Annotated in this window: 15 protein-coding genes; 8 read left to right on the top strand and 7 right to left on the bottom strand. The window is 68.1% G+C overall.

Annotation, left to right across the window (positions count from 1 at the left end; translation table 11 throughout):
- Positions 1 to 19 precede the first annotated feature (19 nt).
- From E3U26_RS04455 to sauS, 3 genes are all read right to left on the bottom strand, one after another.
- Positions 20 to 1,345, bottom strand: a complete 1,326-nt coding sequence (locus E3U26_RS04455) for an MFS transporter (protein ID WP_036758144.1) — start codon at positions 1,343 to 1,345, stop codon at positions 20 to 22.
- A gap of 157 nt (positions 1,346 to 1,502) precedes the next feature.
- Positions 1,503 to 3,029, bottom strand: a complete 1,527-nt coding sequence (locus E3U26_RS04450) for an acyl-CoA synthetase family protein (RefSeq protein WP_499105592.1) — start codon at positions 3,027 to 3,029, stop codon at positions 1,503 to 1,505.
- Positions 3,026 to 4,435 carry an acylating sulfoacetaldehyde dehydrogenase gene (gene sauS, locus E3U26_RS04445; RefSeq protein WP_449045718.1) on the bottom strand — a complete coding sequence of 470 codons (1,410 nt, stop codon included), beginning with the start codon at positions 4,433 to 4,435 and terminating at the stop codon, positions 3,026 to 3,028. Before sauS ends, E3U26_RS04450 begins: the two co-directional genes overlap by 4 nt.
- A gap of 207 nt (positions 4,436 to 4,642) precedes the next feature.
- Between sauS and E3U26_RS04440 the strand changes: the two genes are divergently transcribed.
- The 3 genes from E3U26_RS04440 to E3U26_RS04430 all read left to right on the top strand — a co-directional run bounded on the left by E3U26_RS04440 (position 4,643) and on the right by E3U26_RS04430 (position 7,860).
- A complete protein-coding gene (locus E3U26_RS04440) occupies positions 4,643 to 5,677 on the top strand; it encodes a LacI family DNA-binding transcriptional regulator (RefSeq protein ID WP_036758153.1) in 1,035 nt (344 codons plus the stop codon).
- Positions 5,678 to 5,991: 314 nt separating this feature from the next.
- Positions 5,992 to 6,258, top strand: coding sequence for a hypothetical protein (locus tag E3U26_RS04435; RefSeq protein ID WP_499105591.1), 267 nt, complete (start codon positions 5,992 to 5,994; stop codon positions 6,256 to 6,258).
- Positions 6,259 to 6,534: 276 nt separating this feature from the next.
- Positions 6,535 to 7,860, top strand: a complete 1,326-nt coding sequence (locus tag E3U26_RS04430; protein ID WP_499105590.1) for an MFS transporter — start codon at positions 6,535 to 6,537, stop codon at positions 7,858 to 7,860.
- A gap of 522 nt (positions 7,861 to 8,382) precedes the next feature.
- Here E3U26_RS04430 and E3U26_RS04425 read toward each other — a convergent pair.
- Positions 8,383 to 8,706, bottom strand: coding sequence for a hypothetical protein (locus E3U26_RS04425; RefSeq protein ID WP_499105589.1), 324 nt, complete (start codon positions 8,704 to 8,706; stop codon positions 8,383 to 8,385).
- A 43-nt stretch (positions 8,707 to 8,749) separates the two neighbouring features.
- On the opposite strand from E3U26_RS04425, the gene E3U26_RS04420 reads away from it, so the two are divergent.
- Entirely contained in the window at positions 8,750 to 9,136 is a 387-nt protein-coding gene (locus E3U26_RS04420) for a methylglyoxal synthase (protein ID WP_499105588.1), read from the top strand.
- Positions 9,137 to 9,390: 254 nt separating this feature from the next.
- Here the strand turns inward: E3U26_RS04420 and E3U26_RS04415 are convergent, their stop codons facing one another.
- On the bottom strand, positions 9,391 to 10,542 hold the full coding sequence (locus tag E3U26_RS04415; protein WP_499105587.1) for a YncE family protein: 1,152 nt from the start codon (positions 10,540 to 10,542) through the stop codon (positions 9,391 to 9,393).
- A 351-nt stretch (positions 10,543 to 10,893) separates the two neighbouring features.
- Here E3U26_RS04415 and E3U26_RS04410 point away from each other — a divergent pair, with 351 nt between their 5' ends.
- Positions 10,894 to 12,522 (top strand): hypothetical protein, encoded by a 1,629-nt coding sequence (locus E3U26_RS04410; protein ID WP_499105586.1) that lies wholly within the window; start codon positions 10,894 to 10,896, stop codon positions 12,520 to 12,522.
- A gap of 73 nt (positions 12,523 to 12,595) precedes the next feature.
- On the opposite strand, the gene E3U26_RS04405 is transcribed toward E3U26_RS04410, so the two are convergent.
- Positions 12,596 to 12,799: a LysR substrate-binding domain-containing protein gene (locus E3U26_RS04405; RefSeq protein ID WP_276242948.1), complete on the bottom strand. Its 204-nt coding sequence runs from the start codon at positions 12,797 to 12,799 to the stop codon at positions 12,596 to 12,598.
- Between the two features lie 325 nt (positions 12,800 to 13,124).
- On the opposite strand from E3U26_RS04405, the gene E3U26_RS04400 reads away from it, so the two are divergent.
- The 3 genes from E3U26_RS04400 to E3U26_RS04390 all read left to right on the top strand — a co-directional run bounded on the left by E3U26_RS04400 (position 13,125) and on the right by E3U26_RS04390 (position 15,061).
- Positions 13,125 to 14,051, top strand: a complete 927-nt coding sequence (locus tag E3U26_RS04400) for an alpha/beta hydrolase (RefSeq protein WP_499105585.1) — start codon at positions 13,125 to 13,127, stop codon at positions 14,049 to 14,051.
- 206 nt (positions 14,052 to 14,257) lie between these two features.
- Positions 14,258 to 14,452 (top strand): DUF1127 domain-containing protein, encoded by a 195-nt coding sequence (locus E3U26_RS04395; RefSeq protein ID WP_072462037.1) that lies wholly within the window; start codon positions 14,258 to 14,260, stop codon positions 14,450 to 14,452.
- A gap of 159 nt (positions 14,453 to 14,611) precedes the next feature.
- Positions 14,612 to 15,061: a thiol-disulfide oxidoreductase DCC family protein gene (locus tag E3U26_RS04390; RefSeq protein ID WP_036758128.1), complete on the top strand. Its 450-nt coding sequence runs from the start codon at positions 14,612 to 14,614 to the stop codon at positions 15,059 to 15,061.
- A 45-nt stretch (positions 15,062 to 15,106) separates the two neighbouring features.
- On the opposite strand, the gene E3U26_RS04385 is transcribed toward E3U26_RS04390, so the two are convergent.
- The gene (locus E3U26_RS04385; RefSeq protein ID WP_181820514.1) at positions 15,107 to 15,802 is read right to left on the bottom strand and encodes a gamma-glutamylcyclotransferase; all 696 of its coding nucleotides are present in this window, start codon (positions 15,800 to 15,802) and stop codon (positions 15,107 to 15,109) included.
- Positions 15,803 to 15,860 lie beyond the last annotated feature (58 nt).

Genomic DNA, 15,860 nt, shown 5'->3' with positions numbered 1-15,860 from the left:
GGCAGGGCAGGTCCCTTCTTCATTTCGATACTGCGCCGGCGATCTGTGGATCGCAGTCCAGATCCTTGTCTTCGTTCGCGTCCTCGTTCGCTGGATCGTCGAGAAACGGACGGTCAGGCCGGATGAACAGTGCCATGCCCGCGCCCAGCAGAAGCAAGACCAGCGAGGCGGCAAAGGGCAGGTCCCAGCGTCCGGTCAGGTCGATGATCAGCCCGAAGACGATAGGCGAGATCATCCCGGCCAGGCCAAAGCCGAAGTTCATGAAACCGCTGGCAGTACCGGAGTATTGCGGCGCGATATCCATCGGCGTGGCCCAGATCGGCGCCACGATCAGCTCGGCGAAGAAGAAGGCCGCGCTGAGGCTGATCGCCACCGTCACCAGATCGGTCGAGAACATCACCGGCAACATGCAGGCGAAGGCGCCCAGGAAGCCCAGGATGATCACGCTGATCCGCGCCAGGGCGACATTGCCGGTGCGGCGCAGGATGCCGTCGCTGAGCCAGCCGCCCGCCAGGTCGCCCACGACCCCGGCCAGGAAGACGCCGGCCGCGAAGATGGCGGATTTCTTCAGGTCCAGTTCGTGCTGGTGCAGGAAATAGGACGGGATCCAGTTCAGGAACAGCCACAGCGTCCAGCCATAGCAGAAATCGGTGATCGTCACCGGCAGCATCCGCTTGAGCAGCCGGCCCCAGGGCAGGGTCTTGCGCTCGCCCACGATCCTCTGGTCCGGCAGGGCCTCCAGTTCCTCGGGCGTGATGCCCTTGTGGCTGCGGGGATCGTCGCGGAAATACCACCACCACAGCGCCACCCACAGGAAGCTGATCAGGCCGACGATGACGAAGGCATGCCGCCAGGACAGCGCGATGACCAGGAAGGCGATCAGCGGCGGGGTCAGCGCATTGCCGAAACGGGCGAAGGCATGGGTGATGCCCTGCGCGAAGCCGCGCTTCTCGGCCGGCATCCAGTTCGACAGCGCCCGCGTGGCGGTCGGGAAGGCCGAGCCTTCGCCCATGCCCAGAAGCACGCGCGCGATGATGAGCGAGACCGCGCCCTCGACGAAGCCGATCATCACGGTTGCGGCCGACCAGACGGTGCCGCAGATGATCAGGGTCTTGTGCGGTCCCAGCCGGTCGCCCAGCCGGCCGCCGAGGATCTGGAACAGCGCATAGGGATAGGCGAAAGCGGAAAACGCCAGCCCCAACTCGAAATTCGACAGGCCCAGCTCGGCCTGCATGGCGGGGGCGGCGGTGCTGATGTTCACCCGGTCGATATAGGTGACCAGATACATCAGGCAGATGACGAACAGAACGCGGTCCGTCGTCCTGAATCGGGTAAGCCTTAGCATGTCTCCTCCCTGGATTATGCTGGATGTGTTGGCACGTCCGTTTGCGGCCCGTTGCGCGGTCCTCTGTTGAAGCTCCGCCCTCCTCCGGCGGGTCTTCGGGCTCCTGGCGGCGGGCCGTGTTCTTGGGAAACGACGCCTCCTTCCTGCCCCTCGGGCGCTATTGTGTCAGTTGCGCCAGCTTCAGGCGCTGGATCTTGCCCGAGGGGCCCTTGGGCAGCTCGGCCATCAGGTGGATCACCTCGGGCGACTTGAACTTCCCCAGCCGCTCCTCGCAGATCGAGATCAGCTCGGGCGCGCCAAGCGGCGAGCCGGGGCGCAGGGTGACGGCCGCCTCGACCCGCTCGCCGTAGCGGGCGCATTGGCGGGCGAAGGCCGCGGCCTCGATCACGTCGGGATGGGTATAGAGCGCCTCGTCGATCTCGCGCGGGGCGATGTTCTCGCCGCCCTTGATGATCAGCTCCTTCAGGCGGCCGGTGACGAAGACGTAGCCTTCCTCGTCCATCTGGCCCAGGTCGCCGGTGCGCAGCCAGCCGTCCGGGGTCAGTGCGGCGGCGGTCGCGGCCGGGTCGCCCAGATAGCCGCGCATGACATTGGCGCCGCGCACGGCGATCTCGCCCTCGATGCCCGGCGGCAGCGGGCGCAGGTCGGGCGACAGGATCGCCACCTGGTTGCCCACCGCCCGGCCAGGCGAGCCGATCTTGCGCAGGCCCGGCGGCAGCGGGTTCGACAGGATCTGGGCCGCCGTCTCGGTCAGGCCCATGGTCTCGACGATGGGAATGCCGAAGCGGCGCTCGAAGCTCGACTGCACCTCGGGCGCCAGCGCCGCCGAGGCCGAGCGGCCGAAGCGCAGCCGCGCTCGGGCAGCCGGCGACGGCTCGCCCTCGCCATGCAGCAGATGCGAGATGATCGTCGGCACGACCGAGAACCAGCTGGCCTCGTGCCGGTCGCACAGGCTCCAGAACCGGCTGGCCGAAAAGCGGTCGCAGACCACCACCGAGCCGCCCGAGAGCAGCGGGCCAAGGATGGTCACGCAAAGCCCGTTGATGTGATAGATGGGCAGCACGCACAAGGCCCGGTCCTCGGGCCGCAGCTCATGTGCCAACGCCGTGGTCCAGCCGCCGGCCAGCAGGCTGGCATGGCTGTGCACCACGCCCTTGGGCCGGCCGGTGGTGCCCGAGGTATACATCAGCAGCGCATCGTCCGCGGCGCCATGCGGATGCGGCTCGGCCGGCGCGCAGCCGGCGGGCCAGTCGAAGCCGGCACCCGCCTCGATCACCACAGGCGCGGCAGGATGGGCGGCGAGCGCCGCCTCCAGCAGCGCGCGCTGGCCGGGATCGACCAGCAGGGCGCGGGCGCCGGAATGCGACAGCACATAGCCGATGGCATCGGCGCCGGCGATCAGGTTGATCATGGTGGCCCGAAAGCCGCCGTAAAGCGCGCCGTAAAGGCCCAGCACCGCATTGCGGCCATTGGGCATCATCAGCGCGACGCTTTCGCCGCGCTCCAGGCCCAGCCCGGCCAGATGCCCGGCGATGCGGGCGGCCTCGTCGCGCAATTCGCGCCAGGTCAGGACCGAGCCGTCCTCGGGAAAGACATGGCTGATCGTCCGGCCCTGGTCGGCGGCACGATGGTCCAGCCAGTCGCGGGTGGTGCCCTGCGGCGGGTTCAGCGGATCCAGCCTCATTTCCCCGCCTCCTGCCAATAGCTGCCGAAGATCTCGTCAAGCGCCGGCTCGCGCGGGGGAATTGGCCGCACGACGCGGGTGCGCTGCATGAAATGGCGCCAGTTCAAATTGGCGTCGATGGAGTTGCCGCCCCAGCTTCCGCACCCCATCGACAGCGAAAAGGGCAGGCCGTTGTCGAAGGCTCCGCCGGTCGCAAAGCAATGCGCCTGGTTGACGATGACCCGGCAGACCGGCAGGTCGCGGCCAAGCGCCAGCGGGCGATCCGCGTCGCGCGAATGCAGCCCGACCGAATGGCCGGCGCCCTGATGGCTCAGGATGCGGCGCGCCAGTTCCGCCGCGTGCTCGAAATCCCGCGCGCGGTAAAGCGCGGCGATGCGGCTGAGCTTTTCGCCCGACAGCGGATGGTCGGGACCGATGCCCTCGGTCTCGACAGCGATCAGCCGGGTGCCGGGCGGCACCCTGCCGGCCAGCCCCAGCCGGTCGATCATCACCTCGGCATCCTTGGCGATGATCTCGCGGTTCATATGCCCGTCCTGCCAGAGCCGGGCCACGATACCCGGCACCTCGGACGGCGGCAGGACCGCGCCCCCTTCGGCCGCAAGTGCAGCGGCGAAGGCGTCATAGACCGCATCGACCACGATCAGCGCATTTTCGGACGAACAGGAGGTGGCGTTGTCGAAGGTCTTGGAGGCGGCGATCTTGCCCGCCGCATCGGCCAGGTCGGCGGTCTCGTCCACGATCACCGCCACATTGCCGGCGCCGACGCCGATGGCGGGGGTGCCGCTTTCATAGGCGCGCCGCACGTTGTCCTGGCTGCCGGTCACGACCACCAGGTCGGCGGTCTCCAGCAGGCGCTGGGTCTTGGCCTTGCTGCCTTGCCCTGGAAGCATCTGCACCAGGTCGCGGTCCTCGCCGATGCGGTCGAACTCGGCATGGATGAACCCCAGCAGCATCTCGCAACAGGCCACCCCCTTGGGCGAGGGCGACAGAACGATGGCATTGCCGCATTTCAGCGCGTTGATGATGTTGTTCGCCGGCGTCGCGGCCGGGTTGGTCGAGGGCACCACCGCGCCGATCACGCCGATGGGCCGCGCGATCTCGGCGATGCCGGTTTCGGGGTCGTCGGACAGGATGCCATGCGTGGCCACGCCACGGATGTCGCGCAGAAGCCCCAGCGTCTTGCGATGGTTCTTGACGATCTTGTCGGCGACATTGCCCAGCCCGGTGCTGCGGACCGCCAGTTCCGCCAGCTGCCGGTTGCGTTCGGGCTGCATGATGGCCCAGCCGACGGCAAGGGCAGCCCGGTCATAGCGGCTTTGGCTGCCCCCCGCCTCGTATCCGGCCTGGGCGCTGCGCGCCCGCACCATCGCCGCGTCGACCGAAAGAATATCGTTCGAGATGTTCATACCTGTCATTTGCTCCTGCTCCCGGCAGTCCGCCCGCCGGGAAGGTGAATAGGTCAGCAGCCCGGAAAAACCGGGGCTCGCCCTGTCTGCAATGTTGGTCTGGCACGGCCTCCTCTTGCCGTGGTTTTCGACCCTAGGCCATGAAAACAGTCTTGCAACTGTTTTCATTAAATTTTATGATTCACAAAAATATATGTGAAAAATCTGATGATTAAGCCGGATATTGTTTTCGTAGCCAATCTTGCAGGCGTTTCACCGGCGACGGTGTCGCGGGTGATGAATCACCCGGATCTGGTGCATCCGGCGACGCGCAAGAAGGTCGAACTGGCGATCGAGAAATCCGGCTATATCCGCAACCGCGCCGCGCAGGCCATGCATGGCAAGCGCAGCGCCACCATCGGTCTGGTGGTGCCGACCGTCGCCAACACCATCTTCGCCGAAGTGGTCCAGGCTTTTAACGACACGGTCAGCGAGCAGGGCTTCACCCTGCTCCTGGCCTCGCATGGCTACGATCTGGAGACCGAATATCGGCTGGTTCGCAAATTGCTGGAGCATCGCGTCGATGCGCTGGCGGTGGTCGGGCTGGATCACAGCGCCGGCACCTTCCGTCTGATCGCCGAACAGCGCGTGCCATTGCTGGCGCTCTGGAACTACCTGCCGGATTCGGCGCTGCCCTGCATCGGGGTGGACAACCGCGAGGCGGGGCGGATGGCAGCCGAACATCTGATCGCACTGGGGCATCGCCGCATCGGCATGGTCTTTCCCACCACCTTCGACAACGACAGGGCACGTGACCGCAAGACGGCGGCGACGGCTGTTTTTCGCGATGCCGGCATCGTGTTGCAGGATCGCTGGCAGGTCGAGGTGCCCTACAGCATCGCCCAAGCCAAGGCCGCTTGCCTGGAATTACTGGCGGGACAGGACCGGCCGAGCGCCTTGCTTTGCGCCAATGACGTGATCGCGCAGGGGGCGATCTATGCGGCGGCGAGGCTGGGGATCGCCATTCCCACCACCTTGTCGGTGATCGGCATCGGCGACTTTGCCGGCTCGGCGCAGATGGAACCGGCGCTCACCACAGTGCGCATCCCCGCGCAGAAATTGGGGGCCACGGCAGGGCGAGAGATTCTTGCGATGATTGGAGCGCCCGATCCCAATTACATGGTTCATAGCAAGATTGAATTGGAACTGATTATGCGTAGCAGCACAGCGATTGCGGTCGAGCTGTCCGGGGCGATCGTGTAGGTATTTGCAGCGGGGAAGGCGTATCCCCTTGTCCGCACGCAATGCGTTTCGAAAGAATACAGCCGCATTGCCCTATTCCATTCCGCCCCATTGCGAGTTCTCCGAACCGGGTCAGCCGGCCTCATGGGCCAGCGCCCACCTCCGCATCTGCGTGAGTTTCCCCGCCCGCCGGCAGCCGTGCCAAGCGCCCGGCTGCCGGCGGTTGGTCTTCCTGCAATCGCCGGGGCGGCTGGGATCGGCGACGGGGCGACGGCCGCGCAGCTGCCGAGCGTCTCGATCAGGCGTTCGCGGCCTAGCCGGTCGGACCCCGTCTCATGGCGGAAGCGGAGCGCGGCGCCTGGGCGGGCCAGCTTCTTCGCCAGCCGCTGGATGGATGCGTCGTCCTTGCGGGACTCGCCGAGGACGTGGCGGCGCTGGATTTCTTCGGCATTCCTTTGCGCTTGGCCAGTGGCGAGGTCGAGGAGCGCATCTTCGCAATTCTGGCCCGGCATGACGGCGACACGATGCTGGCCGATCTGGGGCTTGCCGCCGAACCGCGCAAATCCGACAGAACGGATGCGAAAGAACCGCGGCAAATTTGAGCGGGATTGCTTGCGGGTTTCGCGCCCGATCCGCTGAAAAAACCCTGGCTGGGCAGCCTGTGCGCCATGGTGATGCAGCCGGCGACGCGTCGAAAGCGGCGCCGGGATAGCCTTGGCGGCCAGGCGCCAGGCATTCGCCGGCAAGCCATGCGCCAGCCACCGCCTTCATGGCCTGCGGAGGAGCCACATCGTGGGCAAGCCATGGATCATGCGGATTTGCGAGGTTCCGCCGCTCTTCAGCGGAAGCCTCGGGCTTGAACGGAACGAGGAGGATAGATGGCCATTGCAATACTGTCGGGCGGGCCGGCGGTGCGGGACGCCCAGGGGCGCCTGCCTGTCGACGAGGCGCCGCTGAAAACCATTCACGTCCTGGCCGCCGCTGCCGTTCTGGGCGGCGCGGTGCTGGACGGCTATGTCCTGGGCATCGTCGGCCCGGCCCTGTCGCTGGCCGGAAACGAGATGCAGCTTTCCGCGCTGGCCCAGGGCCTGATCGCATCGAGCGCGCTGATCGGCATCTTCGTGGGCGGGCTGTTCTTTGGCAACCTGGCCGACCGCTTCGGCCGCCGGCCGGTGTTCGGCTGGAACCTTGCCGCCTTCATCCTGCTGTCGCTGATGCAGCTGTTCGTCCAGGACGTCTGGCAACTGGTGGCGCTGCGGCTGGCGCTGGGCCTGGCCGTCGGCGTCGAATATGCGGTCGGCTCGTCGGTGCTGGCCGAGTTCTCGCGCCGCAGGGGGCGGGGGATGCTGCTGGGCAGCTTCTCGATCGGCTGGCAGGTGGGCTTCACGCTCGCCTTCATCGTGGGCGCGCTTTACCAGGGCGACAACTGGCGCATGCTGCTGGCGACCAGCGCCGTGCCGGCGATCGTCACCTTCGTCTTGCGGATGACCCTGCCGGAAACCCCGATGTGGCTGCAAGCCAGGGGCCGCAAGGCCGAGGCGCGCGCCGTCGTCGACCGCCATTTCGGCAAGGAGTTCTACATCCCCGAAATCGAGCTGGGCGCGGAACATGCCTCGCCGCGCGAGCTGTTCACCGCCCGGACCTGGCGGCAGTCGCTTTATTCGGGCCTTTTCTGGTTCTGCCAGGTCGGCCCGTTCTTCGGCATCTTCACCTTCATGATGCCGGTGCTGCAATCCCTGGGCGTCGAGGAATCGGGCTCGGTCGACATGTGGCTGAACGCCATCCAGATCGCGGGCGCGTTCGCCGGCATCCTTCTGCTGCACTGGATGAGCCGGCGCGGCTTCGTCATCTGGACGTTTGCCATCATCCTGCTGACGCTGCTGGGCCTGGGCCTGTTCCCGCAAGCGCCCGCCTGGATCGTGCTGGGCCTGTTCGGCATCTACATGTTCGTGGCCCCGGCCGCCAACGACATCCAGTATGTCTATCCGCCCGAGATCTTCGACACCCATGTCCGGGCCACCGGCGTCGGCTTCTCGGCCGCCTTCTCGCGCATTTCCGCGGCGGGCGTGACCTTCCTGCTGCCCTGGCTGATGCAGACCTTCGGCTTCTCGGCCACGCTGACGATGATGGCGGGCTTCCCGTTGCTGGGCCTGGTCCTGTCGATCATGTGGGCGCCGGAAACCAAGGGCAAGCACCTGAGCTGAGCGCCTCATTCAGCAAGAGACGACCAGCCGCCCCTCCCTTGCCGGCGCAAGGAGCGGCTGGTGACGGGGCCGGCAGGACATCCGGTCCGCCGCAGCCGAGGGTGAAAGGGCCGGGCAGGGAAGGGTCTTTTCCGGGCGTCCTGTCCAGGCGGGTCTCGCCACCGCCGGGCACGGATCGGCTTGCCCGGCCTTCGACAAGCTCTCCGCCGCCGGGACGAACCGGGCTGGCAGATGCCGGATGCCGCGGCGGGAGTTTTCAGCGCGACCCGCTGATCCAGCGTGCCGAGCCCGCGTCCAGCACGCAACGCGGCCCGGCCCGCGCCACGATTTTCGGGGCGATTTCGGCGATGGTGGCCTCGGTGCGGGCCTTATCGCCCGCGGCTCTCCACTACCCCCGGTCGCTGCCGGCCGGGCTGGACGGCGATCGGCGTCACGCCGATCCTGCATCCCTGCATCCCTGCATCCCTGCATCCCTGCATCCCTGCATCCCTGCATCCCTGCATCCCTGCGCCGGCGCGGCGATCATGCGGGGTCCGCGAGCCTTGCCTTGATCTTCCAGCCGGCATCGTCCCGCCCCAGCAGCCAGGACTTGCGCGCGATGGAGGTTCCTGCCGCGGTGCGATGGCTTGCGATTTCCAGCCGGAATCCTTCGGGGCAAGGCGACAGGCGGCCCGGCACCTCGATCCCGTCGGCAAGGCATATGACGACATCGGTCCCGGCCGCGGGCAGATCGCCCGGCAATGTCGCGCGGCATCCCGGATAGGCATGGCTGTCGCCGAGGAAGATCTGCATCACCGCTCGCCCCTGAAAGTGCTTGCCATCATTAACTCGACTTGCGGCGGGCAAACCAATATGATTGCGCTAACAACAGCTATCTTGCGGAGCCTGCATGGATATTCACGCCGACCTGGCCCTTGTCGCGCATGACGGCAAGAAGGACGACCTGATCGCCTGGGTCGAAGAGCGGATCGACCGGCTGCGGCCGCTGTCTCTGGTCGCCACCGGCACCACCGGATCGCGGATCCATGCGGCGACGGGGCTTGATGTGGCCCGGCTTCTCAGCGGCCCGCTGGGGGGCGACGCGCAACTGGGGGCGATGATTTCCGAAGGGCGGCTGAAGAACCTGATCTTCTTCATCGACCCGCTGTCCGCCTTGCCCCATGACGTGGACGTGAAATCGCTGCTGCGGCTGGCGATCCTTTACGATGTGCGCCTGGCCGTGAACAGCAAAAGCGCGGATGCGGTGCTGGCGGCCATCGACGCCGATCCCCGCTGAACGGTGGGGCGATCCTGCGCCCCATCCTTTCCCGGACTGTGGTTCTTTGGCGTCGATTTCGAAGGTTTCCGTCGGAAAATGCCCTGGCGATCTTGCGGGCTCCGCCGGCCTGACGCGCATCGCGCGAGGCGTTCTTCGGGCGGCGGGGTCTGCGCAGGCTGACCCCGCGCGCGAGGTTCCAGGATCTCGCGCCGGCCAAGCCCCAATGGAAAGGGGCCGGGATGATCCGGTCCCCGATGTCCTTGCGCGGGCGGTCACAGGTCGATGCGCGCCACGCTCTCGTCGCTGTTCTTGGGCGCGCCCTCGGCGGATTTCACCGTCGTGAACAGCGCGTTCTGCCCGGCGTCGAAGGCCAGGCTGTTCGGATGCGCGCCCGTCTCCAGCTTTTCCAGCAGGTCATAGCTGTCGGTGTCGAAGACGCTGATGCTGCCCTCGGCCCGGTTGGTGACGTAAAGCCGCCGGTGCTCGCCGTCGAAGCGCAGGGCGACCGGCCCCTCGCCGCTGGCCATGCGCCTGATCTCGCTGCCGTCCCTGGTGCTGAAGACGAAGACCTGGTTGCCCTCGCCCCTGGGCTGGTAGTCGGGAAGCGCCTCGGCGCGGTATTTGGTGACGCGCGGATGGCCCTGGTCGGTGGCGAAAAGCCGCCCGCCCTGGGCGTCGAGCGCAAGGTTCAGCAGCTGGTCCGCCCCGGTCTCGACCGTGCTGACGATCTCCAGCGTCCCGGTATCGACGGCGAAGAACTGGCCTTGCAGGTTCGAGACATGGACCCGGCCCGCCGTGGGGTCGATGGCGATGCCGGTGGCGTTGTAGCCAAAGCCCGGCACGACCTTTTCCACCTTCATCGCCTCGGTATCGACGACATAAAGGCTGGAGCCCGTGGGGTGCAGGCCCGGCGCATAGAGGCGATGGTTCTGCGGGTCCAGCGCCAGTTCGCGGAAATGGTGGGGATAGGCGTCCTCGCCTTTCTCGTCCTTGATCTTCTCGGCAAGCTGGATGGTGCCGAGGACCTTGTTGTCGGCGGTGTCGATGACGATGACGGCGGCGTCCAGCCCGGCGCCGACATAAAGCCGACCGGCCGCGTCGTCGATGGCAAGGCCGAAGCCCTTCCGGTCCAGCGGGATCTCGGCCTGGACGGCCAGGGTCGCGGGGTCGAGGCGCAGGATGCGCGAAGGTGCTGCATTCTCGCCGAAGCCGCCGGCGGAGGCCGCGAACAGCGCGCCCTGGCGGGGTGAATGCACTAGTTCGTAAAGCCCTTGCGCCAGGGCGGCGGTCCTGATCCGGCTGTCCTGCCGGACCGCGGCCGGATCGGCCTGCGGCGCCTGGGCCGCCTGTTCGGCATGGGCGGCAAGGCCGCAAAGCAGCGATGCGGCCAAGGCGGTGGCCAGTCGCAGGGATGGATGTCGCATGAGGTCTCCTTCCGTTTTTCCGGGAGTCTTGCGGATCGGGCCGCCGCCCTTTCCTTGCATCCGGGTGGTGGCCTTGCCCTTGGGTCCAGGGGCCGGAAGCTGCCTGCCGCACGCCTGCCGCTCTAGCCCGATTTCCCGCGGGATGCCAGTTCGCGCGCCGTCGCAGGGGGGTGCGACGGATTTCCCGCCGTTTGACAGCCCCGCCTGCGCGACCTAATCTGCGGCCAGCGGTCCAAGCCGCTTCCAGACCCGCGGAAAGGGCCGAGCCCACTTGACCCGACGCCTGATCGTCGAACGAACCTTTGTGCTGCCGGATTGCGGGTCGTCGGCATCGGATGCACCGAGGGTTCCATGAGCGTTCTTCCCGAACGACCCGATCTTGATCAGCTGAAACGGCAGGCTAAGGAGCTTTTGCGGCTTTGCCGCGCGGGCGATGGCGGCGCGCTTGACCGCCTGCGCCGCGGCTTGCCTGCGGCAAGGGGGCGCGGCGACGCGCAGGTCGCGGCGGCAGGCTGCCGGCTGCATGATGCGCAATCCTGCATCGCGCGGGAGCATGGCTTCGCGTCCTGGGCGGCGCTGAAGGCCTTTGTCGAGGCGGCGCGGCCGCGCGGTTTGGAGCCCGGCGCGCTTGCCGAGGCTTTCGCGCGCTTCGCCTATGCCGGGGATATTGCCGGCGGCACCGGCAATGCGCGCCCGGAACTGGCGTTGCGGCTGCTGCAGGACCAGCCCCGGCTGCCGCTGGATTTCCCGATCATCGCCTGTGCCGCGGGGGATGTCGCCGCGGTGCGCCGCGCGATCCTTGCCGATGCGGGCTGGGTGCATCGGCCGGCGGGGCCGCTGTCCCTGCCGCCTCTGGTCGCCGCGACCCATTCGGGGCTGTTGCAGCTGCCGGCATTCCGCCCGCGCATCCACGCTGTGGTCGGGCTGCTTCTGTCCGCCGGTACCGATCCCGACCAGCGGGTCGGCAGCCGCTGGCCGCCTGCCTCGGTCCGGGAACCGGACGCCGGCGTGCCGCTTTCCGCGCTTTATGGCGCCGTGGGGCGCAATCACGACGCCGATCTTGCGCGCCTGCTGCTGGAGGCTGGCGCCGATCCGAATGACGGCGAGTCGCTTTACCATTCGCTCGAGGGGCCCGGCTGCACCGATCTGCTGCTGGCGGCGGGGGCGGTCGTCACCGGCACCAATGCGCTGTTCCGCTGTCTCGATTTCGACGATATTGCGCGGCTTCGGCTGTTGCTGGATCATGCCGGCGCCGCGCCCGAGCTGCGCGGCGGCGCCCTGCTGTTCCATGCCATCCGCCGGCGCCGCTCGCCCGCGCATGTCCGGGCGCTGCTTGCGGCAGGCGTCGATCCCGGAGCGCGGACCGGGGATGGCACCGATGCGGCCGCGCTGGCCCTGCGCTATGGCCTGCCCGAGGTCGCGTCCCTGCTGGGCCGGCCGGACGCGCTGTCGCCCGAAGAGCGCTTCATCGCCGCCTGCACCAGCGCCGATGCGGCCGAGGCCCGGCGGATGCTGTCGCAAGCCCCCGGACTGGTCGCCCGCCTGGACCCGGCCCGGCTGCGGCTTTTGCCGGATCTGGCGGCCGAGGGCGCCGGCGATGCCGTCCGGCTGATGGTCGAGCTGGGTTGGCCCATCGAGGCGCGCGGCGGGGATTGGAACGCAAGCGCGCTGAACCACGCCGTCTTCCGCGGCGATAGCGCCCTTGCCGAATTCCTTCTGCAGCATGGCGCGTCCTGGCGGGCCGGGCAGGGGTTCGGCGACGATGTGTCCGGCACCCTGGGCTGGGCATCCTTGAACCGGCCCGTGCCGGAGGGCGACTGGATCGGCTGCGCAAGGGTGCTGGCCCGGCATGGAATGGCGCCCTTCGGCCGCGATCCCGCGACGCCGGACGCGCTGCTTCTGGAAGGCCGCCGCCGGTATTTCTCGCCGGAGGTGGCCGATTGCCTGCTAAACGAAGCGGCCGGGGATCAGGGGCCGTGACGGGCCTGCTGCCTGTGGCAACGGCATGGGCCCGGATCGCCCGGCGTGCGGCTTTCGGGGCGTCGATACGCCATCACCCGCGCCAGCGCAGGGTCTCGACCAGCAGGGTGAAGGCCGACGAGGCATGGCGGCGGTGGGGATAATACAGGTGATAGCCCGGCAGGTCGGGCGTCAGCCGGGCCAGGACGCGCCGCAGGCGGCCGTCGTCCAGATCCTGCCGAACTTGGTCCAGCGGCAGATAGGCCAGGCCGTGGCCGTCCAATGCCGCATCGCGGATCAGGTCGATGCTGGTCAGGACCAGCGGGCCCTCGACCCGGACGCGGGTTTCCCGGCCGCCGCCAGCCGTTCAGCGTGCCGCTGGTCGGCAGCCGCAGGTTGATCGCCCGGTGGTCCACCAGCTGCGCCGCCGAGGTCGGGGGCGGGTGCCGGCGAAAGTAGTCGGGCGACCCCAGGATGGCCATGGGAATGTCCGGCCCGATCCGCACCGCGATCATGTCCCTGGCGATCTTGCCGCCCAGCCGGACGCCTGCGTCGAAGCGATCCGCCACCACATCGGCCAGGCCGTAATCGAGGGTGATCTCGACCGCGAAAGGAACCGGACAATGACCAGGATCAGCTTCACCAACAGCAACAACCCGGCGATCACCATGGCGGCGGTCGTCCACCTTCCCCAAGGCTTCGACGCGGCCAGGACATGGCCTGCCATCGTCGTGTCGCATCCCGGCGGCGGGGTGAAGGAGCAGGCGGCGGGCACCTATGCCGCCCGGCTGGCCGAGCAGGGCTTCATCGCCATCGCCTATGACGCCAGTTACCAGGGCGAAAGCGGCGGCACCCCGCGCCAGCTGGAAAACCCGCATATCCGCACCGAGGACATCAGCGCCGTCATCGACTACCTGGTGACTCTGCCCTATGTGGACCGGGCGCGGATCGGCGCGATGGGGATCTGCGCGGGCGCGGGCTATACCGCCAATGCCGCGATCCAGGACCGCCGCATCAAGGCGATCGGCACGATCAGCGCGGTCAATATCGGCGCGATGTTCCGCAACGGCTGGGACAACGACGTCCAGTCCAGCGACGCGCTGCCGCTGATCGAGGCGGGCTCGAACGCCCGGACCTCGGACGCCGCGGGCGGCAGCGCCACGATGCCGCTGGCGCCCCTGAAGGAAGCGGATGCGCCGAACGAGGAACTGCGCCAGGCCTGGGAATACTATCACACCCCGCGCGCGCAATGCCCGACCGCGCCGGGCTTCGCCACCCTGCGCAGCCTGAACCAGATCATCACCTATGACGCCTATCACATGGCCGACATCTACCTGACCCAGCCGATGCAGATCGTGGCGGGCAGCAAGGCCGGCAGCAAATGGATGAGCGACGATCTTTTCGACCGCGCCGCCAGCGCCGACAAGGCCTTCCACGTGGTCGAGGGCGCCAATCACATGGATCTCTATGACGGCCGGGAATACGTCGGTGAGGCGATCTCGGTGCTGGCGCCGTTCTTCGCGGCCAGGCTGAAGGGCGCGTCGCAGTAGCGCTATCCGCGATCCGGCTGCGGCTTGGGCTGCGGCCGGGTCGCGCCTTCGGCAGGGGTCATGGCCCTGCGCTGGGTGCTCATGCTGCGGCGCAGAATGCATAGCGGCTTTGCCGGGATCACGGCTACTTTCCGCGATTTGCCCAGCCTATATCCGCCTTGTCCGCAACATGCCCGCTGGATGGGCAAGATGAAAAAGGTGCCGAGATGTCCGCTGTCGAAATGAGCCATAACCATGCTGCCGGTGGCTTGGGCCAGGTCTTTGCCCGCGCGACCGCAATGATCGCCGCCTGGAACAACGCCCGCATCACCCGCCGCGAACTGGCCCGGCTGACCGACCGCGAACTGAGCGATATCGGCCTGACCCGCGGCGATATCGAGCGGATCGCCCGCGGCGCCTGAGGCCATCGCCATCGATGAACGAACCCCGCTTTACCGCGGGGTTTTTTCATGCCCGCCGGCAGGGCCATGGCCCGGCCTCCTGGGCATCCCTCCGCGGCCGGACGACCGGCGGGCACGAAGGGGCTTGCCCGGCCGCCGTCCCTGGCCGATGCTGGCGGCATGACCGCGCCCTATTCCTTTCGCGACGATCCCTTGGTGCCGCGTTTCGACGATTCCGCGCCCCTGGCCGTGATGGATGCGGAATGCGCGCTTTGCAGCTGGGGTGCGCGGATGATCCACCGGCTCGACCGTTCGGGCAGGGTGCGGATATGCCCGGTCCAGACCCCGCTTGGCGCGGCGCTCCTGCGCCATTACGGGCTGGAGGCAGAAGACCCCGCAAGCTGGCTTTTCATCGAGGACGGCATCGCCCATGCCGATTGCGATGCGGTCCTCTATGCCGGGCGGCGGCTTGGCGGGCCCGGCAGGCTGGCCGCGCCGCTGCGGATCCTGCCGCGCGGGCTGCGCAACTGGCTTTATCGGCGCTTTGCGCGCAACCGCTATCGCCTGTTCGGCAGGGCGGACATGTGCGCCTTGCCGGACCCGGCGTTCCAGCGGCGGCTGCTGCGCTGACCGCGGCCGCCCGTCGCGCGCGGGTTCGCCGCCAGCGCCCGGCGGTCATTCGTCCGCGCCATCCGTCCCGGCCTCGATCTCTTCGGCCACGAGCTGCTGGAGCGTCCAGATATAGTCGTCATGGATGCCGTGTTCCGCCAGCCCGCGGACGGTGCGCAGCAGGTATTCCGCGCCCGATCCCGCGGCCCCCGATGCGCGGGCCAGACGCCGCGCCTGATCCTCGACCGTCAGCTCGGCAAGCTGGGTGCCGATCGGGTCGGCATAGAAGGTCAGCGCCTCTTCCCGGCCGCGGTCGGTCTCGACCTCGATCCAGCAGGCGTTGGCCGAGAGTTCATGGGCGACAAGCTCGCGCCGCAGGATGGCGCGCAGCGACTGCGCCTCGGTCCCCTGGGCGATGTCGAGGACCAGCCCCTCGCAACTGCCGCCCGAGGCCAGCGCCAGCATCAGCCCCGGCCGCTCGGGCGTGCCGCGGAAATGCTCGAGCGAGATCGAGAAGCGGCGATGCCAGCCGATGGCGGTGGCGCGGCGCCGGGCGCCGACGGCAAAGCCGGGGTTCCAGATCAGCGAGCCATAGGCAAAGACCGGGATCGGCCGCGGCCGGTCCTGCGTAAGCCGGTCGGCCAGCAGGTCCAGATCGGCATCCTCGAGCATGCGCCAGCGCGGATCGTGCAGCGGCCCCTGGGCCGAGGCGACGCGGGCGACGTGATCGTCCGACAGCAAGATGGGGCGGCAATTGGTCATGGGGATTCCTGCAAGCGGCGACTGGTTCACCCGCGCAGGATTTCCGCGGCCGAGGCCG

It is taken from the genome of Paracoccus ferrooxidans, from assembly GCF_029909815.1.
GTDB lineage: Bacteria > Pseudomonadota > Alphaproteobacteria > Rhodobacterales > Rhodobacteraceae > Paracoccus > Paracoccus versutus.
The sequence above is the reverse complement of the archived record's forward strand: the minus strand, read 5'-3'. Positions and strand labels throughout refer to the sequence as shown.